This window comes from Mycobacterium liflandii, from assembly GCF_022354805.1.
Classification (GTDB): domain Bacteria; phylum Actinomycetota; class Actinomycetes; order Mycobacteriales; family Mycobacteriaceae; genus Mycobacterium; species Mycobacterium marinum.
In genome coordinates, this window is the sequence record NZ_CP023138.1 from 594814 (window position 1) to 615166 (window position 20353).

12 protein-coding genes and 4 pseudogenes are annotated in these 20353 nt (G+C 65.1%); 8 read left to right on the forward strand and 8 right to left on the reverse strand.

Annotated elements, in window-relative coordinates; genetic code table 11:
- Positions 1-104: 104 nt before the first annotated feature.
- Together CKW46_RS02815 and CKW46_RS02820 are read left to right on the forward strand one after the other, a co-directional pair.
- Positions 105-710, forward strand: coding sequence for a TetR/AcrR family transcriptional regulator (locus CKW46_RS02815; protein ID WP_015353950.1), 606 nt, complete (start codon positions 105-107; stop codon positions 708-710).
- A gap of 108 nt (positions 711-818) precedes the next feature.
- Positions 819-1100, forward strand: coding sequence for a hypothetical protein (locus CKW46_RS02820; protein WP_482052775.1), 282 nt, complete (start codon positions 819-821; stop codon positions 1098-1100).
- On the opposite strand, the pseudogene CKW46_RS02825 reads toward CKW46_RS02820, so the two are convergent.
- A pseudogene (locus CKW46_RS02825) lies at positions 1101-2304 on the reverse strand (ISAs1-like element IS2404/ISMul1 family transposase). It lies immediately after the preceding gene.
- A 237-nt stretch (positions 2305-2541) separates the two neighbouring features.
- On the opposite strand from CKW46_RS02825, the gene CKW46_RS02830 reads away from it, so the two are divergent.
- Together CKW46_RS02830 and CKW46_RS02835 are read left to right on the forward strand one after the other, a co-directional pair.
- Positions 2542-2817: a hypothetical protein gene (locus CKW46_RS02830; RefSeq protein ID WP_482052776.1), complete on the forward strand. Its 276-nt coding sequence runs from the start codon at positions 2542-2544 to the stop codon at positions 2815-2817.
- Between the two features lie 159 nt (positions 2818-2976).
- The gene (locus CKW46_RS02835) at positions 2977-4416 is read left to right on the forward strand and encodes an FAD-binding oxidoreductase (protein ID WP_240275164.1); all 1440 of its coding nucleotides are present in this window, start codon (positions 2977-2979) and stop codon (positions 4414-4416) included.
- A 35-nt stretch (positions 4417-4451) separates the two neighbouring features.
- Here the strand turns inward: CKW46_RS02835 and CKW46_RS02840 are convergent, their stop codons facing one another.
- A complete protein-coding gene (locus CKW46_RS02840) occupies positions 4452-5426 on the reverse strand; it encodes a PE family protein (protein ID WP_482052777.1) in 975 nt (324 codons plus the stop codon).
- Between the two features lie 106 nt (positions 5427-5532).
- Positions 5533-6727, reverse strand: a pseudogene (locus CKW46_RS02845) (ISAs1-like element IS2404/ISMul1 family transposase).
- Positions 6728-7143: 416 nt separating this feature from the next.
- Here CKW46_RS02845 and CKW46_RS02850 point away from each other — a divergent pair.
- Positions 7144-8025, forward strand: a complete 882-nt coding sequence (locus CKW46_RS02850) for a haloalkane dehalogenase (protein ID WP_482052778.1) — start codon at positions 7144-7146, stop codon at positions 8023-8025.
- Positions 8026-8864: 839 nt separating this feature from the next.
- On the opposite strand, the gene CKW46_RS02855 is transcribed toward CKW46_RS02850, so the two are convergent.
- The 4 genes from CKW46_RS02855 to CKW46_RS02870 all read right to left on the reverse strand — a co-directional run bounded on the left by CKW46_RS02855 (position 8865) and on the right by CKW46_RS02870 (position 11533).
- Positions 8865-9125 carry a hypothetical protein gene (locus CKW46_RS02855; RefSeq protein WP_012392117.1) on the reverse strand — a complete coding sequence of 87 codons (261 nt, stop codon included), beginning with the start codon at positions 9123-9125 and terminating at the stop codon, positions 8865-8867.
- On the reverse strand, positions 9122-10141 hold the full coding sequence (locus CKW46_RS02860) for a hypothetical protein (protein ID WP_482052779.1): 1020 nt from the start codon (positions 10139-10141) through the stop codon (positions 9122-9124). Before CKW46_RS02860 ends, CKW46_RS02855 begins: the two co-directional genes overlap by 4 nt.
- Positions 10142-10441 (reverse strand): hypothetical protein, encoded by a 300-nt coding sequence (locus CKW46_RS02865; protein WP_020785386.1) that lies wholly within the window; start codon positions 10439-10441, stop codon positions 10142-10144.
- 516 nt (positions 10442-10957) lie between these two features.
- Entirely contained in the window at positions 10958-11533 is a 576-nt protein-coding gene (locus tag CKW46_RS02870) for a TetR/AcrR family transcriptional regulator (RefSeq protein WP_012392120.1), read from the reverse strand.
- 185 nt (positions 11534-11718) lie between these two features.
- Between CKW46_RS02870 and CKW46_RS02875 the strand changes: the two genes are divergently transcribed.
- Both CKW46_RS02875 and CKW46_RS02880 read left to right on the forward strand, forming a co-directional pair.
- Positions 11719-13101, forward strand: coding sequence for an AAA family ATPase (locus tag CKW46_RS02875; RefSeq protein ID WP_482052781.1), 1383 nt, complete (start codon positions 11719-11721; stop codon positions 13099-13101).
- 161 nt (positions 13102-13262) lie between these two features.
- Positions 13263-15603: pseudogene (locus tag CKW46_RS02880) on the forward strand (FdhF/YdeP family oxidoreductase).
- Between the two features lie 16 nt (positions 15604-15619).
- On the opposite strand, the pseudogene CKW46_RS02885 reads toward CKW46_RS02880, so the two are convergent.
- Positions 15620-16857 (reverse strand): annotated as a pseudogene (locus CKW46_RS02885) (cytochrome P450).
- A 153-nt stretch (positions 16858-17010) separates the two neighbouring features.
- Here CKW46_RS02885 and CKW46_RS02890 point away from each other — a divergent pair.
- Entirely contained in the window at positions 17011-20346 is a 3336-nt protein-coding gene (locus CKW46_RS02890; protein WP_482052782.1) for a LuxR family transcriptional regulator, read from the forward strand.
- Positions 20347-20353 lie beyond the last annotated feature (7 nt).

Sequence of the window (20353 nt, forward strand, 5' to 3'; positions counted from 1 at the left end):
CCGTTGCCGCCTGGCTCTACCATGTGGTAGTTCTATCTTTCCGGATTAGGTCTACCAAATGGTATGGCTATTCCTCTGTGAGGGCGGGATAGGGGGCGAGTGCGATGATCTCCACCAGCGGGACCGAGCGGCGTGCCGACGGCCGTCAGCTGCGCTATCAGCACCGGCGCGGCGAAATCTTCGACGCGGTCATGGCCCATGTGCTCGAACACGGGATTACCGGTCTGTCGTTTCGCACGCTGGCCGCCGCGGTCGGCGTATCGCATGTGACGCTGCGCCACCACTTCGGCACCAAGGACCAGCTGCTGGTCGAAATTCTTGGCGCGATCGGCACTCGGATCGTGATTCCGGAGCAGCTCGGCGCCGATGATGTCGAGGCGCTGTGGCGGCGTTGGAACGAGCCGGGAGCGCAGCGGCGGTCTCAACTGCTTTTCGAGGCCTACGCGCAGGCAGTGCGCCACCCAGACGAGTACCGCGGGTTCCTCGACCGCATCGTCACCGACTGGATCGAAACGATCCGTCAGCACGCTGTGCAGGCCGGATGCCCCAGTGAAGAGGCCGAGAATTTCGCCACGCTGCTCATCGCCCAGTTGCGCGGCCTGCAATTCGACCTGCTTGCCAGCAATGACCGGGCCCGTGTGGCCGCGGCACTAGGCACCGTTGTCGATGGCGTCCGCGCCAAACGCGCCGAATGGGACGCAAGTCGCTAATGGTGCGGTGAGACCGGAGGCTGGCGAATTTATGGAGTTCGGCGAAACGTGACGAGTCCGCAGCCTGAGTAGTACCGTGACGCGTCAGTCCTTCTTCACTATCCGGGAGTGGGCATGCCGAATATGGATATTCTATTTCAGCCGCTGCGAAATTCGTTGTACACGTCCCTAGAGCTGATGAGCGGCTCCGATCCGGAACGGCCACTCAGCGCCGCCGAAACGTTGGATTTTCAGACCTATCGTTACTTCACCGCCAATGGCGGCGCGTGCCCGAATGACCCCTACGCCGGGATGATGCAGGCATTGCACGATCACTCGATCATGCGCGCAATATCGAAGTTCTTCACCAGCGTCGAGGTGGCCACGGTGGCAGGGCTCCGGCGTTGTTGATTAGCAGGCTTGTGAGCTGGGGAATTGTGGATTGAGGAGGTCTAGGCGGCGGTTGGCGGTCAAAGCGGTGATCCGGCAGGCTTCGGTGATGTTGTCGGCGCCGTTGAGGCGGTGCAGATTGATCGCGGTGTTGCGTAGCGTTGCTAGGACCTGTGCGCCGTTTCCGGTATGTGCCCTTTGACGGTCTTCGTCGAAGGTGACGTCGCGTATCCAGTGCAGGCTGTTCTCGATTCCCCAGTGTTGACGCATCCAGGTCATGATCGCGGTAGGGCGGGCGTGCTCGAACGGCAGGCTGTAGATGGCATAGACCACCTCCACGCTGCGCTGGTCGGTGGCGGTGATCAAGCGTTCACGAGTGATCCGGATGATTTGTTTTGCGTAGGGGAAGCCGATTCCTCGTGCAGCGGTGATGATTTGCAGGGTGCGGGTCTCGACACGGCCGTGGCCGCGGGAGTCGTCGGTAGCGGCTGCGGGCACCTCGGCCCAGGGCAGCGCGGTGATACGCGCAAGTATTTTGGCTTGGTTGGACTTGACGATCATCAGGTAGTGCGACTTCAAGGTGGCGCAGATCAACTTCGCGGTGACGACCTGGGTATGCATCGCATCCACGGTGACCAGCCACCGCAAGCTACCCGGCAGCAGCGTGAGCAGGGCACGTACGCAGGGAATTTCATTGCTTTTCTCGGCGACAGCGAGTTGACCGAGCACCAATCGGGCACGGTGGGCGAACACCGACACGAGATGCGTGGCTGTCGCTTTGGCGCGTAAAGGCACCACGCAGCATCTTGCCGTCCAACGCGATCGGCACCAATCCACTGGGGTCGCTGCTGGCCACGTGTGCAGTGAAGTAACTGCCCATCCTGGCGTTGAGGTCGGCGGGGTCTAGCCGAGACAAAACAGCGCGGAAGGTCTTCTCACTGGGCCGCCGGAACCGGACCCCTAATTAGGCCAACACATCATCGGGAGCGGTGGCCGCCCATGTGGCAAAACCAGCATAGCCGCGCATCCCCGCGGCAGTGGCCAGAACCGCGATCGCCAACAAAGCCATCAGCGAATACCTCCGACCGCGTGGGTCCCTCGGGTCTGGCACCGAGGCCAACACATCGAGAAACTCCGATCCGATGAGCTCGCTGCGCTCACCAGGACTCCAGCGGTCGAACACCTCTGGAACCGACGACACAGGCAATACTGAAACGGTAGGCACGGGCAACTCCAGACCAACGACGAACAGTAACCAACTCGATCGTTCTCCAGATAGCCCGTGCCAACACTCCGGCCCCAATAGCGCGGCACCAAAGATCATCAACCCAGCTCACAAGCCTGCTAATCAACAACGCCGGAGCCCTGCATATATACCCCCGGCGCATCGGGAACACTGCAGGAGGTTTTCCAGAACGCCGCCCAAAACTATTACCCGAGATCCGGCCAGGAATTTTCTCCGATGATCTTCTACGGCAGGGAATTCTGGCCCGAAAAACTACCGGTGCTGCCGGTTCTTGAAGGCCTATTCGTGGGTAATGCGAAGCTGACGCCCGAGGAATTCGGCCGGTTGATTCGGGTGGTCGATACCGCCGAGGAGGCGGTCAACGCCCTGCTGGAGCATCGCCCGTCGACCACCAAGATGATCCATCGGATGCAAGCCGAGGGATTTGGGCCGATCCTGGCGGCCGCCGCCGGATCCGCTGAGGCGGCCACGAGTGTGCTGGGGGCGCGCTAGGTTCTTGGCGCCAGTGCCCGCGCTCAACTAGTCGGGCGGGGTAACGGTTCGAGCACGTTTCGGTCGCGACGCGACAGGTCGTTCGGTGCCCTGGTGGTGCTGCCTGAACAATGCGGGCATGAGGCAATTGGCCGGCCCGCACGCGGCGGGGGCCTGACATTGGCGCGTGAGATCTCGCGCCAGGCGTTCTTGCGTGGCGCCGCCGGTGCGTTGGCCGCCGGTGCGGTGTTTGGTTCGGTCCGCGCCGCCGCCGAGCCGAATCCCTCCGGCTGGGAGGGGCTTTCTTCGGCCCTCGGCGGGAAGGTTCTACGACCCGACGATGGACCCCAGTTCGCAACGGCCAAACAGGTTTTCAACACGAACTACAACGATTTCACGCCCGCGGCGGTCGTGACCCCGACATCGGCGGCAGACGTGCAGAAGGCGATGGCCTTCGCGACCGCCCACAACCTCAAGGTCGCCCCGCGCAGTGGCGGACACTCCTACATCGGCGCGTCCACCGCCAACGGTGCCATGGTCCTCGACCTGCGACAGCTTCCCGGCGACATCAACTACGACGCCGCCACCGGGCAGGTCACCGTGACACCGTCGACCAGTCTGTATGAGATGCACCAGGTGTTGGCAGGGGCGGGGCGAGGCATCCCGACGGGCACCTGCCCCAGCGTCGGCGCCGCCGGGCACGCGTTGGGCGGAGGCCTGGGCGCTCATTCCCGGCACGCGGGCCTGCTTTGCGACGCGTTGACCTCGGCGGCGGTGGTGTTGCCCAGCGGCCAGGCGGTCACCGCGTCCGCCGCGAGCAACCCGGATCTGTTCTGGGCCTTGCGCGGCGGCGGTGGCGGCAACTTCGGCGTCACGACCTCGCTGACCTTTGCCACATTCGCCACCAAAGACCTCGACGTGGTGAACCTCGACTTCCCGCCCGAGTCCTTCGCGCAGGTTCTGCTGGGTTGGCAACAATGGCTGCGCACCGCCGATCGAAACAACTGGGCGCTGGCGGACGCCACCGTCGACCCGATGGGCACGCATTGCCGGATTCTTGCCACCTGTCCGGTGGGGTCAGGTGGCAGCGTGGCTTCGGCCATCACCTCCGCCGTCGGGGTGCAACCGATCGGTACCGACCACCACACATTCAACTACCTGGATCTGGTGCGGTACTTGGCCGTCGGGAACCTCAACCCCGCACCGCTTGGCTACGTTGGCGGGTCCGACGTGCTGCCCACCATCAACGCGGGTGCGGCAAAAGGGATCGCCTCGGCGATCGACGCCTTCCCGCGCGGTGCGGGCCGCGCTTTAGCGATCATGCACGCACTTGACGGTGCCCTGGCCACGGTGGCGCCGGGGGCCACGGCCTTTCCGTGGCGCCGGGAGTCGGCGCTGGTGCAGTGGTATGTCGAAACCCCGGGCTCCCCGGCCGCGGCGAGCGGCTGGCTCAACACGGCACATCAAGCAGTGCAACCGTATTCGGCTGGTGGCTACGTGAACTATCTGGAGGCAAACCAGCCGGCGTCGCGCTACTTCGGTCCGAACCTGTCCCGGCTGAGCGCCGTTAGGCAGAAGTACGATCCCGGCCGGGTGATGTTCTCCGGACTGAATCTCTAGCGGCCAAGTGGCGGCAATCCCGGGCTGCCCGATGGCTAGGGGCCTAGCGACGTCGCCAGCAGTTCCGGCACATACTGCACCAGGCTCGGGACGAGGCCGCCGACCGGTGGGCCGGTGATGGTCAGTGAATTCAGCAGGGGGAGTACCGGTGTCGTCGCCGTCAGGGAGAGTGGTTGTAGGGGACTGAGCAGACCGGAGAACGGAATGTCAGCGGCCACGGACAGCCCGGGAAGCGACAGCTGCATCGATAGCGTCTGGCTGCCGTTGAGGAATCCGTTGGCGATATTGGCGGGGGTGTCGGCGAGCGTGCTGATTGCACCCATCGTGTCGCCGGCCTGTAGCGCCCCGAAAAATGCTGTGCCGCTTGCTCCGACGGCCAGGCCCGCATTGGCGGGGGCGCCCAAAGCGTTGAGGGCCAGAAGCTGCGGTAGCCCGAGCTCGACCCCGAGCGATATGCCCGACGGAGTCAGCGACGTCAACGACAGCGAGACCGGGCTGCTGAACGCTTGATACAGGGTGGCGGAGCCCTGTGCGAGGTTTGCCGGTATCGCCAGCAGCGGCAGCACGTTGCCGCTGGCCAGTGAGGTGGAAATCAGCTGCGGATACCCGGTGACGGCGTGTGTCAGGATGGGCACCGTTTGGTTGGTCCAGGTGTCTGCAATGGTCTGCAGATTGGCGGTGGTGTTGGCGACCAGGCTCGGGAAACCGCCGGTAGTGACGGTGGCGGTAGCTGCGGTCTCGGCGCTGAGGTAGGCACCACCGCTAGCGGTCAATAGATCGATCAGCTGTTCGTGAAAGGCCTGCGCCTGGGCGCTGATCGCTTGGTAGTCGGAGCCGAAGGCGCCGAACAACGCCGCGATCCCGGTCGATATCTCATCTTCGGCCGCGGCCGCTAATGCTGTTGTGGGGGCGGCAGCGGTCGCGCTTGCCTCTCCCAACGTGGAACGAATAGCCGCCAAGTCTTGGGCCGCCGTCGTCATCAGCTCTGGTGTCGCGAGTACAAAGGACATTTCCTTCTCCCATCGACGCATTACCGTGGGTGCCCGATGATAAGGGCGAAAATGAGCGTAACGGCACGTCAGCTCGCCGGGTGGGACAGGGCTCCGGCGTTGTTGATTAGCAGGCTTGTGAGCTGGGGAATTGTGGATTGAGGAGGTCTAGGCGGCGGTTGGCGGTCAAAGCGGTGATCCGGCAGGCTTCGGCGATGTTGTCGGCGCCGTTGAGGCGGTGCAGATTGATCGCGGTGTTGCGTAGCGTTGCTAGGACCTGTGCGCCGTTTCCGGTATGTGCCCTTTGATGGTCTTCGTCGAAGGTGACGTCGCGTATCCAGTGCAGGCTGTTCTCGATTCCCCAGTGTTGACGCATCCAGGTCATGATCGCGGTAGGGTGGGCGTGCTCGAACGGCAGGCTGCAGATGGCATAGACCACCTCCACGCTGCGCTGGTCGGTGGCGGTGATCAAGCGTTCACGAGTGATCCGGATGATTTGTTTTGCGTAGGGGAAGCCGATTCCTCGTGCAGCGGTGATGATTTGCAGGGTGCGGGTCTCGACACGGCCGTGGCCGCGGGAGTCGTCGGTAGCGGCTGCGGGCACCTCGGCCCAGGGCAGCGCGGTGATACGCGCAAGTATTTTGGCTTGGTTGGACTTGACGATCATCAGGTAGTGCGACTTCAAGGTGGCGCAGATCAACTTCGCGGTGACGACCTGGGTATGCATCGCATCCACGGTGACCAGTCACCGCAAGCTACCCGGCAGCAGCGTGAGCAGGGCACGTACGCAGGGAATTTCATTGCTTTTCTCGGCGACAGCGAGTTGACCGAGCACCAATCGGGCACGGTGGGCGAACACCGACACGAGATGCGTGGCTGTCGCTTTGGCGCGTAAAGCACCACGCAGCATCTTGCCGTCCAACGCGATCGGCACCAATCCACTGGGGTCGCTGCTGGCCACGTGTGCAGTGAAGTAACTGCCCATCCTGGCGTTGAGGTCGGCGGGGTCTAGCCGAGACAAAACAGCGCGGAAGGTCTTCTCACTGGGCCGCCGGAACCGGACCCCTAATTAGGCCAACACATCATCGGGAGCGGTGGCCGCCCTTGCCAGCATAGCCGCGCATCCCCGCGGCAGTGGCCAGAACCGCGATCGCCAACAAAGCCATCAGCGAATACCTCCGACCGCGTGGGTCCCTCGGGTCTGGCACCGAGGCCAACACATCGAGAAACTCCGATCCGATGAGCTCGCTGCGCTCACCAGGACTCCAGCGGTCGAACACCTCTGGAACCGACGACACAGGCAATACTGAAACGGTAGGCACGGGCAACTCCAGACCAACGACGAACAGTAACCAACTCGATCGTTCTCCAGATAGCCCGTGCCTACACTCCGGCCCCAATAGCGCGGCACCAAAGATCATCAACCCAGCTCACAAGCCTGCTAATCAACAACGCCGGAGCCCTGCCGGGTGGGAAAACTGATTTTTGACTGATTGGGCAATTTGGTCCCGCGCGTTTTCCGGCAACGCCGTTCAATCACCATTCATTTGGGAGTGGCTCTGACGGCATGCCCGGGTACGGGCAATGTTGAAGGCCCGAACCGTCGGGTTAGCCGCGTTGTGGGAGAAGGGACTTGAGCCCAGTGCCGGCCGGGGCGCCACCGATCGACTGCCGATACGGCCTGCCCGGCTACTACGCTCGAGTCCAGGCATTCTCGTCGACCCACTTGGAGGCTCCGATGACCGAGATCGATCCCACTCCACTCACCAAACGCCGCCTGGCCGTCGACGGCAAGCAAATGGCGTACCACGAAAGCGGTGAGGGCCGTTCGGTTGTGTTCCTGCACGGCAATCCGACCTCATCGTATTTGTGGCGCAACATCATTCCGCATGTGTCCGATCGCGCACGCTGTATCGCTCCCGATCTCATCGGGCAGGGTGACTCGGACAAGCTCGATGACACCGGACCGGGCAGTTACCGCTTCGTTGAGCATCGGCATTACCTCGACGGCCTTCTTGACCAGCTCGACCTCGGCGATGATGTCGTTTTGGTGATCCACGACTGGGGCTCGGCCCTCGGATTCGACTGGGCCAATCGCCACCGCGAGCGGATCGGCGGCATCGCTTTCATGGAGGCCATTGTGCGGCCGGTGACTTGGGCGGAGTGGCCCGAGTCCGCAGCGGGAATCTTTCGGGGGTTTCGCTCGGATGCGGGTGAACAGATGGTCATTGACAAGAACCTGTTTGTGGAGGCGGTCCTGCCCGGTTCCGTCCTGCGCGGTCTCACCCCCGCCGAACACGACGAGTACCGGCGCCCGTTCGTCGAGTCGCGACACTGCCGGCCGACGCTGAGCTGGCCGCGTGAGATACCAATCGAGGGTGAGCCTGCCGACGTGCATCAGATCGTTTCCGACTACGCCCAGTGGCTGCCCACCGCGGATTTTCCAAAGCTGTTCATCAACGCCGAACCCGGTGCCATTCTCACCGGATCGCAACGCGAGTTCTGCCGAAGTTGGACCAACCTGACCGAAGTGACGGTGCCCGGTAGCCACTTCATCCAAGAGGACAGCCCGCATGAGATCGGCCAGGCGATCGCTGACTGGCTGTCGAGTCTCGGCTGAACGCGCAGCACCGCCGAGCAGTGCGCGCACTGCCTGCGCTAGCTAGCAGCTGAGGCACTGTGGTGCTATCAGAAGTGGACCCCAGGAGTTCCTGCCGGAAGACAGGGCCTGGGGTTTGGCGCTTTTCAGGCCCGGGTTTCTATCATCGTCACTTGGGATTCGATCAGGGCGTAGTCCTCGGAATCGCCACAACGATGCTGCGTGACGGCGCCGCAACAGGCGTCGGGAATCCACAGCATGGGCTTAGTGGGACCACCGACGTGATCAAGGTGCAGACGACCTCCGAAGCGCGTTTCCTGCGCAGATTGCCCACGGTTCGATGGTCTTTTTGGTCCTCTTTGAGGCCGCGTGATTCCACGATCGCCTGGCCAACGTCCATCGTGACGAGTTCCGGCAATAGCCGGTCCATGCACAGTCGCCGTTGCCACTCGGGGTGCTTCGATGGTGGTTGGCTGGCGTGCATCAGCAACACGTGGGCGAGAAAGCGGTTGTACTACTTCCAGCCACTGCGCCGTCTCACCTACATCTTCGACTGGGCCTGCGTGGACAACGCCGAGATCAAGCCAGGCGGCACACCACGAGCAGCACGACTCCAGCGCATTTCACGAGCATTACGGCCCAGAACACTGACCGGAAGGCTTTCAGCAGATCCGTACATTTAGTAGCTACGTATGTGCTTCCACGGTGTACCAATCTCCCGGTCGCGAAAAGGATTTCAGGCATACAGTATGGGAGGCCGGGCGTGCTGCGCTTCTGCACGTCACGGCTCACGTGTTGAAAGTGTCCCAATATCAACCGATTCTGGAACACCGCGCGGTTGGCCTACGCAGCCGCAGGCATCAGCGGCGCTTACGCTCTGCTCGCCGTTCTCTGATGACAATCAAGGGAATGAACAGGGCCAGCGCGCCGGCCGAGACAATGACCCAGTCGGTCCGGCCGGTGGTCAGCAGGACCACGATCAGCGCAACGACCACACCACCGGCTGCGAGGTAGGACGCCAGAGGGTAGTGCGGGCGACGCGCCAGCCCGAACGCGCCAGCGCCCCACAGTGCCAGCCCAAACGCGCCAGCCAGGATCGCAGCAACGAGCAGGTCTGTCATTTGCTGCCTACCAGGCATCCGAGCAGATTCTTGCCCGCGACGAGGGTGCCGAAGCCGCTGGCCACGGCGGCGACGCCCCCCACCCCGGTCTCTGCGGTCAGTGTCAAGATGCCGGTGCTGACCAGACCGCTGGCGAACAGGGTGGTCCGGTCGAACCAGTCGCTCGTAGTGCAATGGGTGCGGGCGTAGTCGATGTCGCTCATGTGCGCCCGTAGATCCGCCACCTGGCCGCGCAACCAGGCGGTGCGGGGGTCGTTTTCGGGCAGTGACTGCACGAGCTGTTGCAGGTTGTCCAAAAGACCCTGGCCGGTGAGGTTGGCTGGGTCGCCACCGAGGATCATTTGCTGCAGCTCAGGGCTCAGGCCGGGCGCTCCCGGTGGGGGCGTTCCATCAGGGGTGTCCCACGGCGCAAACGGAGGCGGCTCGCCGCCGTTCTGTTTGAAGTCGACTAACTGGACCCCGTTGCGGTGGGTGGTTGGGGCTTGCGTCGCGGGGATCGGGTTTTGCGCAAAGCCGACACTGCTTAGGTCAGCGGTGGCGGCGGTGAGTTGACCCGCCACCTTGGCGTCGGCCCCGTCGAGCTGTCGGGCGTGTAGCCGGATGTCACCGGCGAATGCTTGCGCCTGGGCTTGTCGAGCGGCCTGCTCGGCGGGCGTGCCGCTCCTGTGGGTGTCGGTGACAGACAAGTCTTCTCCGACAGTGAATCCCGCGTTGTGGGCGTCCTCGACAGCATAGAGAACTCGTCTTTGGGCTGCGCTGATGTCGCTGGCACCATTGCGCGCGATCCCGGCTGCCTGGCGCAGCATGTCGGCTTTTGCGCCGACAATCGGCAGGTCGGCGCTGGTCCGTTCCCGTAGCGCGTCCCCGCCAGCGCCGCTCCAGCCCAGGGCATAGGACTGGTTTCGCATCGGGAAGAACGCGTTTTCCCACTGATCGGCGGTCTTGGTCCAGTAGCCGGCCGCATCGATGAGGTGCTCGGTGCTCCATGCCCGGATTTGGGACAGGGTGGCCGGCATCTACACCACCCTCACCTGCGTCACGGCGGCCATCTCGCCCGCTGCGGTCGCCTCTTGGTTGGCGTAACCTGCGGCAGCTGCGGCCACCGCGGCAGCCGTAGCCTGAGTTCGGGTGGCCAAGGCCACCCCGGTACCGCCGATCGCTGCGCCGATACCACTGACCGCCGCCGCAGTGGCTTGAAACGGCTGGCCCGGTGCCGGCGGCGTTGCCCCGGCAGCGAGTTGGGCGCGAAGGTCCTGCCATTGACTAGCCGTAACTCCCAGCTGACCAAGTTTGACATGCAGTTCATCCGATCCCACCCGCGCGAGTCTAAAGCCAGGGCCGCGGGGACACCATTTAGCTTCATGCGCGCTCGTTGGATTCGTGACCAGTGACGTTGTGCGCGTGTTGACCAGGTTTGGACGCACCTGCCGTGGCTTTTCTGTCGTCGTAGGTTTATGCCGCCGCGGCGGCCGGGGAGAGCGGTGCATCGGCCAGGCGGGCGGGCCGCAGTATCGCTGGCCCGGCCAACGGCGTTGGCGGTTGTCCTAGCTAGGTCGGCGATCAACTGCTTTTGGCGGCCGACCGGCGCGCTCTTCCGGCGGATGCTGGCCCTGATGGGTAGTGCATCGGTGCGCGAAATCGATGTGGTGACGCCCTTTTGCCGCGGATGACGGCACGGGCTTTGGCGTTGGCCGGCATGGGGGGCGTAGCGATCGTCGGTTGCTGACCATCTTCGGTGAACGTAACGACCCCTTGGGCTTTCAGCGACGATGGGCCGCGCTGTTTCCCGACACGGCACAACGGGGCCCTCGCGGGCGGCTAACCGGACTCGGCTACCGACGGTCTTCTGGTGCGCGGTGTCCATCAAGGAATGCCGCGACCAGGGCGCCGAAGTCTAGTTGCGATGCCAGTGCTTCGGCCCCGGTGCGCGACCACAGGCCGGCGGCCATCAGCGGTCCAAGCAGCATCACCAGCTTTTGGTAGGGGTCGCCGGGTGCCAGTTGGCCTTGGGTCTGGTGCGTTTCGATCACCTGCGCCGCGTTGTGCAGGTTGGGCATCAGCGCCGCCATGGCCGTACCGAGTTCGGGATTGCGGGGCACCTCGACCGCCAGGGTCACCACCGCGCCCCCATACTTCTGGACGGTCTCGGCATAGGCGGTCACCAGCGCAAGGAGGTCGCCCCGGATATCATCGGTGGCCACCACTCGCGCGAATGGGGAGTTCGCCAAAGCGTGGGTGAGCGCGCTGTTGATCAGCGTGGCCTTGTTGCCGTAGCGGCGAAACAGCGTCACCTCGTTGACGCCGGCCCGGCGGGCGATCTCCTGGGTGGTGGTAGCCCGGTACCCGCACTCGGCGAAAACCGTCACCGTAATGTCGAATAGGCCATCGACGTCGATATATCTGGGCATTTGCGGACGTGCCGCACTATGACGTGAGCTGGATCGCTGATCCCAAGAGCTGAACAGCATCTCGGGCGGGCCGAGGGCGCCGGGCCGCAACAAAATCGGTTGACCGTCTGCTGGCCGGGTGTCAACCTGGTCGGTTGACCATTGCCCGACCAGTATCCAACCCGGTACCCGACCAGCAGACAGCCATGACCCTGACCAACGATGAACTGACCGACCTGACCACCGGCCTAACCGGCGGTGATGAGGCGCGCCGCCAGCCCATCACGGACGTCAACGCGTGGCTGGACGGGCTGGAGTACGGCGTCCGGCCCGCGCTGCGCGCACTCGGCGAGTTGCTGATCGGCGCCGCCGAGCGCGAAGGTTGCGAGAACGCCGATCGCTTCATCGCACGCTGTCTGGGCGTGCCGGATTCCGGGCACCTTCTGGACGAAGAACGCGATCTCAATCCCGTTTCCCGGTTGACCACCGCGCTGGCGCTGGCCGAATGGATCGAGCAACACGCGCACGCCTGCGAAGTCGGCCCGGGCGAGCACGCTTACCCGCCGAAGTGGACCCAGATCGAGATCGGTGGCCGCCGCTACCGCCACCCACTGTGCTTGTGCGTGCACTTTCCGGCCGGGACGCTGCTGGCTGAGACGGGTTGCGTCATCCACATCGAGGCGCGCGAGACGGTCATGCATTCCGCCGAGGTCAGCGCGTACGTAACGCCGGACAATCAGGCCCATGCCCGCGCCGTGCTGGATCGGCTCGCCGAACGGGCCAACGAACTCAACCCATACCGGGGCGAAGCGGTGCGCGCGACCAACAACCACGGCCTGAACTTCAGTGTGATCGACCTGCCATCGACGGCGACCCGCGACACCGTCATCGTCCCCGACGCGGTGTGGACCGAGGTAGATCTCGGTGTCGCCTCGGTGCGCGACCGCCACGACCTGCTCAACGCGCACGGCCTGGGAGCACGGCGCGGTGTGCTGTTGTGCGGCCCGCCCGGCAAGTCGGCGGTCAGCGCGGTGGTGGCGGCCGAGGTGGTCGGTGAATTCACCGTCATCTACGTCGAGGCCAAAGCGGGGGCGGACCTGCTGACCGCCGTTGTGGAAGAGGCCCAGCGCCTCGGCGGTCCGGTGCTCATCGTGTTGGAAGACGTCGACCTGTGGTGCCGGGACCGCCGGGCCGGTGATGGCGGCCTCTCGGAGCTGTTGGCGGCAATGGACATTCGGCCCGAGGCCCGCATCCTGACCCTGGCCTCCACCAACGACGCCGAGACCCTGGACAAGGCGGCGGTGCGCACCGGGCGGTTCGACTCCATCGTCGAGGTCGGCTACCCCAACCGCGCCGACGCCGCCCGCATTCTGGCGGCGCTGATCCGCGAAATTCCCGGGGGAGCGGCCGTCGACACGGCGGCGGTAGTGGCCGCACTCCCCGAGCGGACCAGCGGTAGCGATATCCGCGAAGTCGTCCGCCGCGCCGTGCTGGCCGGCGATCGCGGCTCCGTGAGCACCGCAGCGCTGCTGGCTGAACTGGGCAGCGGGCGCTACCGGGCGACGGTGCCGCACGGGATGTACCTGTAGAGCCGCGGGCGGGATTGGTGCCGGTTCGCCACCACCGCCTCGGCGAAAGCCATTGCTTCAGTGGACATTAGCCCGATCTGGCGTGCGAAGGGCGCGGCGGCGAGTTTCGCCGCGGCCGGTTGGCCCGCCGATGGACGCGCCCGGCGATGTAGTTTGACGAGGTGGCCTTCCAGCGCTCGGCAGCATCTGGTGACGTTCCCGCCGAATACGACGAGGACTCGATAACGGTCACCTCGCCCAAACGCGAAGCCGCGGGTGTGCGCGCGGTGCTGGTGTCGCTACAGCGTGGCCTGGAACAGATGGGCGCATTTCGTACCGCGGCCGCGCTGGCCCGCCTGAATCAGCGCAACGGCTTCGATTGCCCGGGCTGCGCGTGGCCCGAAGAGCCCGGTGGCCGCAAACTGGCCGAGTTCTGCGAGAACGGCGCCAAGGCCGTTGCCGAGGAGGCCACCAGGCGCACCGTCACGCCGGAATTCTTCGCCCGGCATTCGGTCACGGAATTGTTGGCCAAGCCCGAATACTGGCTTTCCCAACAGGACCGCCTTTCCCATCCGATGGTCCTGCGGCCCGGCGACGACCATTACCGGCCGATCGGCTGGGACGAGGCCTACCGGCTGATCGCCGAGCACCTCAAGGCGCTGGGAAGCCCGGATGAGGCGCTGTTCTATACGTCGGGGCGTACCAGCAACGAGGCCGCCTTCTGCTACCAGCTTCTGGTCCGCAGCTTCGGCACCAACAACCTGCCCGATTGCTCGAATATGTGCCATGAATCCTCGGGGTCGGCCCTGAGTGAATCAATCGGGATCGGAAAAGGATCGGTCACCGTCGAGGACGTCGAGCATGCCGACCTGATCATCATCGCCGGGCAAAACCCGGGCACCAACCACCCGCGCATGCTGACGGTGCTGGAGAAGGCAAAGGCCAACGGCGCAAAGATCATTGCCATCAATCCGCTACCCGAGGCCGGGTTGATCCGGTTCAAAGACCCGCAGAAGATGAACGGGGTGGTCGGGCACGGTGTGCCCATCGCCGACGAGTTCGTGCAGATCCGCATCGGCGGCGACATGGCGTTGTTCGCCGGGCTGGGCAGGCTGCTGCTGGAAGCCGAGGAACGCGCCCCGGGCACCGTCGTCGACCAGGCCTTCGTCGACCAGCATTGCGCCGGGTTCGATGAATATCGGCGTCGTACCTTGCAGATCGAGATGGACACCGTGCTGGCCGCGACGGGCGTTGGCGCGCCGCAGCTCGAGCGCATCGCGGCAATGGTGATGGCCTCGCAGCGCACGATCATTTGCTGGGCAATGGGCTTGACGCAGCACAGCCACGCGGTGGCCACCATCGGCGAGGCCACCAACCTGCTGTTTCTGCGCGGCATGATCGGCAAGCCGGGCGCGGGTGTGTGCCCGGTGCGCGGACATTCCAACGTGCAAGGCGACCGCACGATGGGCATCTGGGAGCAGATGCCCGAACAATTCCTGGCGGCGCTGGATCGCGAATTCGGCATCGACAGTCCGCGCAAACACGGCTACGACACCGTGGCCGCGATCCGGGCCATGCGCGACCGGCAGGCGGCGGTGTTCATGGCGATGGGTGGCAACTTCGCATCGGCCACTCCAGATACCGCCGTCACCGAAGCGGCCTTGCGCAGTTGCGCACTGACCGTGCAGATTTCGACGAAACTCAACCGCAGCCACTTGGTGCACGGCAGCACGGCGCTGATCCTGCCGACCCTGGGCCGCACCGACCGCGACCTTCGCGACGGCCGTAAGCAGGTGGTGTCGGTGGAAGATTCGATGTCGATGGTGCAGCTGTCCCGCGGCAGCCTGCATCCGCCCAGCGACCAGGTGCGCAGCGAGGTTCAGATCGTCTGCCAGCTCGCACGCACCCTACTCGGAGCGCAGCATCCGGTTCCGTGGGAGCGATTCGCGAGCGACTACGACACCATCCGCGACGCCATCGCCTCCGTGGTGCCCGGATGTGCGGACTACAACCTCAGGGTGCGTCAGCCCGATGGCTTCCAGCTGCCCCATCCGCCGCGCGATGCCCGCGAATTTCCCACCAGCACCGGAAAAGCGAACTTCTCGGTCAGCCCACTGCAGTGGGTTCCGGTGCCACCGGGACGACTGATCCTGCAAACGCTGCGCAGCCACGACCAGTAAAACCCCGGTGTACGGGCTCGATGATCGCTATCGCGGGGTGAAGGGTGGCCGGCGGGTGGTGTTCCTGCATCTCTCCGACATCGAAGCGCTGGGACTGACGGCGGGGGAGCGTGTCGATTTGGTGTCGGAATACCACGATGCGGGCGGCAATCTGCAGGAGCGGCGGGCAAAAGACTTTCTGGTGATTGGCTATTCGACTCCGGTCGGCAACGCGGCGGCCTACTATCCGGAGACCAATCCACTAGTGCCGCTGGACCACACCGCGGAAAAGTCGAACACCCCGGTCTCGAAGGCGATCGTCGTGCGGGTGGAGCCGGCCTCGGGTGGCGACGACCGCCGGTAGTGCGGCTCGGCGCGGCTCAATGCCCGGCGTCGAACTCGATCGGCAACGTTGTCGGTCCGCTCAGCCCGGTCAGCGACTTCCATGGGGCAGCGCCGGTGCGCCGGGCTCCGGGCATGCGCTGGGTGATGATCCGGAGGGCTTCGGTGAGTTCGCGGCGGGCGAGATTGGCGCCCAGGCAGTAGTGCATACCGGCACCGAAGGTTTGGATGGTCCCCGCGATCGGGCGGCTGATGTCTAGCCGGTCGGGATCACGGTAGAGCGCCGGATCGCGGTTGGCGGCGCCGGTGTTGGCGATCACCAGCGTGCCGGTCGGGATCATCACGCCGGCCAATTCGACGTCGTCCAGTGCGATTCGCAATGTGCTGAAGGTGATCGGCGAGTGGCGCATCGTCTCTTCGGCGGCGTTGGCCGCCAGGTCGGGATGTTGGGCCAGCAGTACCCATTGGTCAGGGTGATCGCATAGGGCTTGCACCGAGGCGGCGAGCTGGTTTCGCGTGGTGTCGGTGCCGCCGATGAGCAGCCCCGCGACGAGCATCCGCAACTCGTCGGAGCTGAGGCAATCACCGTCGTCTTCGGCGCGGATCAGCGCGGAGATCAGGTCCTCGGTCAAGCTGCCGCGCCGCGCGGCCACCATGTCGTCGATGTAGGCGTCGAGCTCGTCCCAGGCCGCCAGGATGGCTGGCTGCTGGGCGGCGGCATCCCAGCTGAAGGCCTTGAGGATGTCGTCGGTCCAGCCGGAGAACAGTTTCCAGTCACCCGCCGGTGCTCCCAGTAGCGCGCAGATGATCGGGATCGGGTACCGGCGAGCGATATCGGCGACCACATCACAACGTCCACGATCGGCACAGCGGTCGACCAAATCGGTGATGACCTCGGTGATCGTGGTGTTCAACCGCCCGGTCGCGCGGGGGTGAAGGCCTGCGACACCAGCCGGCGCAGCCGATGATGCGCGGGGCCGTCAAGACTGATCAGGTTGGCGGCAAGACGATCCCACAGCGGTCCGGACGTGATGCCCTGGGCGGCAAGGAACATGCCCGGCGGCATCCGGAATCGAGGGTCGCGCAGCACGGTGTGCACCAAGTCGTAGGTCAAGAGTTCGGGCCCATGCGGGCCGAGGGCGATCGGCGACCGGCGCCGCGCTTCGGCGAGGATCTGGTGGGCCTCATCGGGGCTCTGCGCGTTCTGGTAGTCAATGTTCGGCAGACCGGCGGCAAAGACATTCGGGGCGACCTGGCGGTCAACGGTGCTGGTCATGATCTCCTCCTCGGGCGCGTCTCGGGCTCAACGATGAGGCTGTGCGGACTCGGCCACGACGCGTAGATCTGCGCCAGCGGGGTCGTAGATTTGCGCAGTGCCGAGAGCGCACCTACGCGCTGACGCCGATGTTTCGCCACCTACACCCCAGCGATGCTGGCTAGCATGAGCGAGATCGACCCACGCGCGGAAGCACCGCTGGTGGACTGGAGTGATGTCGACATGGGCGAGCTGCTGCCGACCGGAACGGTCACCTTGCTGCTCGCCGATGTCGAAGGCTCTACCCGGCTGTGGCAGAACCAGCCCGAGCCGATGACGGCAGCCGTCGCGCACCTTGATTCCGTGCTGGCCACGACCGTCGCGACTCATCATGGGGTGCGGCCGGTCGAGCAGGGTGAGGGTGACAGCTTCGTGGTCGCCTTCGCTTCCGCTCGCGAGGCCATCGCATGCGCGTTGGACTTGCAGCGATCACCGCTGGGGCCGCTCCGGCTGCGCATTGGCGTACACACCGGCGATATCCAGTTGCGCGACCCCAATGACCCGACCAACTACATCGGACCCACCATCAATCGCACCGCACGCATACGCGAACTGGCCCACGGCGGCCAAACCGTAATATCCGGTGCCACGCAACTGCTGGTTGTCGACCAGCTGCCGGATGGGGCCTGGCTGGCTGATCTAGGGCTGCACCCGCTGCGGGACCTGCCCCGGCCGGAGCGCGTGGTGCAGCTGTGTCATTCCGGCCTGCAAAATGACTTCCCACCGCTGCGGACTACCAAATCCAGTGCTGTGCACCGGATGCCGGCGCGACTGACCCGGTTCGTGGGGCGTATCGCGCAGATGGCGGACGTGCGGTCCCTGTTGGCGGACAACCGGCTCGTCACGTTGACCGGCGCTGGGGGTGCTGGCAAGACACGCCTCGCGGTGGAGATCGCGGCCAGCGCGGTGGACGAATTCGGTGATGGCCTCTGGTACGTCGACCTCGCGCCGGTCAGCCACGCCGAGGCCGTTCCGGTGACGGTGGCCCGCGCACTGGGCCTGTCCGATCAACCGGGGCGCTCAACGGTGGATGCGCTCGCTCGGTTCATCGGTGAGCACCAGGTGCTCGTCGTGCTCGACAACTGCGAGCACCTACTGGATGCGACGGCTGCCCTGCTGCTGGAATTGACCGGCCGCTGTCCGGCAGTGCGGCTACTCGCCACCAGCCGAGAACCCCTCGGTGTGCCGGGCGAGGTGACGTTCCTGGTGCCGTCGCTGTCGGTGACCGAAGCCACTGAGCTATTCACCGACCGGGCGCGGCGCGTTCGCCCGGACTTCGCGGTGACCGACGACAACACGACCGCGGTCACCGAGATCTGCAATCGGCTGGACTGCATGCCGTTGGCGATCGAACTGGCCGCCGCGCGAGTCCGAGCCCTGTCCATCGAGGAGATCCGCACGGGCCTGCATGACCGGTTTCGGCTACTCACCGGTGACGCACGAACCGTGGTGCGTCGCCAGCAGACCCTACGGGCGTCGGTGGACTGGTCCCATGCGCTGCTGACCGAGCCGGAGCGGGTGCTGTTCCGCCGAATCGCAGTCTTTCTCGGGGGCTTCGACCTCGACGCCGCCCAAGCCGTCGCGGGTGACTCGCAGGTGCAGCGCTACCAGGTCGTCGACGAACTCGCGCTGCTCGTCGATAAGTCGCTTGTGATCGCCGAAAGCGGCGGGGGCCCAACGCGCTACCGGCTTCTCGAGACCGTGCGTCAATACGCCCAAGAGAAGCTCGCGGAATCCGGCGAAGTCGAGGCGGTTCGCTCGCGCCACGTCACTTACTACAAGTCAGTGGCGAAGCTGTTGGACGCGCCCACAGGCACCGACCATGAACGCAGGCTCGCGCAGGCCGAGGAGGAGCTCGACAATCTACGAAGCGCGTTCGGATGGAGCCTGGAGACGCGCGACTTCGACAGCGCACTGGAGCTGGCCACTTCGCTTTACCCGGTGTGGATGACGCGCGGCCAGGGCCGAGAGGGACTGGCCTGGTTGGAAGCCGGGCTGGGTAATGAAGCTGGGCTGGGTAATGAGGATGTCCAGGTTTCTCCTTCAACCCTGGCGCGCGCGCTCGCCGACAAAGTGACGTTGTTGGCGTGGACGGGGTCGATGGCAGGGTTTGATGACACCGAGCGTGCCCTGACGATTGCGCGAGAGCTGGCCGACCCCGCACTGTTGATCCGCGCGCTCGTCGCCCGCGGAGTGATCACGGCCTACGACGCCGACGTCGCGCGCCCCTACTTCGATGAGGCGGCCCAGCTCGCGCGTGAACTCGGGGATTCCTGGCGATTGAGCCAGATCCTGAGCCTGCAGACCCGGGCGGCGATGGCCGCCGGAGACCCGATTGCGCTCGAGGCGGCGGGCGAGGAGGGGCTGCGGATCGCGGAGGCGATCGGCGATCGCACGACGTCTCGGGAGTGCCGCGGTGCGCTCGGCTGGGTGCGGGCCTGGCGGGGAGATCCAATCGGAGCACTGCACCAACTCGGCGAGGCAATCGCTGAAGCCAGCGCGGCCCACGATCTGTTGCTGCTGATGATAAGTCAAGTGGTGCAGGGATTTACCTATGCCTACGTCGGTGACGCAGACGGTGCGTGCGCCTGCGCGGATGCCGTCTTCACCAGTTCGGCGGAGCTGGTGGGCGCCAACGAGGGGCTCGGCTATGCGACAGCCGCAATTGCGTGCCAGGCCGCAGGGGATGCGACGGCGGCCTGGCAGGCCTATCAGAAGGCCCGCGAACTCGTGGGTATGGACCCGCAGATGGCCGGCGTTTTTCCCTTTGGGGCGTTGGCGCCGTTGGTGAGTGGGGACCTGAGCGCGGCGCGCCGTTGGGCCGACGACGTCGTGTCGACCAGCTACGGCTGCTACCTATCGGTGGCGCTGACGGCCCGGGCGCGGGTCGCGCTGGCGCAGGGTGAACTGGGGCAGGCCGATCGGGATAGCCATGCCGCCCTGTCGTGTAGCGCGGCCAACGGGACGACTCTAGGAGTCGCCGACACCTTGGAATGTCTCGCCGAGCTGGCAGCCACTGAGGGCGATCGCCGAGAGGCCGCCCGGTTGTTAGCTTCCGCTGAGGCGATTCGGCACCGCACCGGCGAAGTCCGCTTGAAAATCCTCGACGCGCACTGCGAAGTCGTTCTCGCCGAACTTCGCAACGACTTGGGGGAGCAGGACTTTGCCGCGGTGTGGGGACAGGGCGCGGTCATCTCGACGGACGAGGTGATCAGCTATGTGCGGCGTGGCCGGGGCACGCGCAGGCGGCCCAGCAGCGGATGGGGTTCGCTCACCCCCACCGAGCATGACGTCGTTCGACTGGTTCAGGAAGGGCTGTCCAATAAGGACATCGCCGCGCGGATGTTCATCTCACCGCGTACCGTGCAAACCCACCTCACCCACGTCTACACCAAACTCGGGCTGACCTCGCGGATCCAGCTCGTTCATGAGGTCGCCCGTCACGCCTGATCCGGGT

Bases quoted from the DNA above. Each gene is read 5' to 3' on its own strand.
- CKW46_RS02815 (WP_015353950.1), top strand. From the start codon at position 105: ATGATCTCCACCAGCGGGACCGAGCGGCGTGCCGACGGCCGTCAGCTG.
- CKW46_RS02830 (WP_482052776.1), top strand. From the start codon at position 2,542: ATGATCTTCTACGGCAGGGAATTCTGGCCCGAAAAACTACCGGTGCTG.
- CKW46_RS02840 (WP_482052777.1), bottom strand. From the start codon at position 5,426: ATGTCCTTTGTACTCGCGACACCAGAGCTGATGACGACGGCGGCCCAA.
- CKW46_RS02850 (WP_482052778.1), top strand. From the start codon at position 7,144: ATGACCGAGATCGATCCCACTCCACTCACCAAACGCCGCCTGGCCGTC.
- CKW46_RS02855 (WP_012392117.1), bottom strand. From the start codon at position 9,125: ATGACAGACCTGCTCGTTGCTGCGATCCTGGCTGGCGCGTTTGGGCTG.
- CKW46_RS02860 (WP_482052779.1), bottom strand. From the start codon at position 10,141: ATGCCGGCCACCCTGTCCCAAATCCGGGCATGGAGCACCGAGCACCTC.
- CKW46_RS02870 (WP_012392120.1), bottom strand. From the start codon at position 11,533: ATGCCCAGATATATCGACGTCGATGGCCTATTCGACATTACGGTGACG.
- CKW46_RS02875 (WP_482052781.1), top strand. From the start codon at position 11,719: ATGACCCTGACCAACGATGAACTGACCGACCTGACCACCGGCCTAACC.
- CKW46_RS02890 (WP_482052782.1), top strand. From the start codon at position 17,011: ATGCTGGCTAGCATGAGCGAGATCGACCCACGCGCGGAAGCACCGCTG.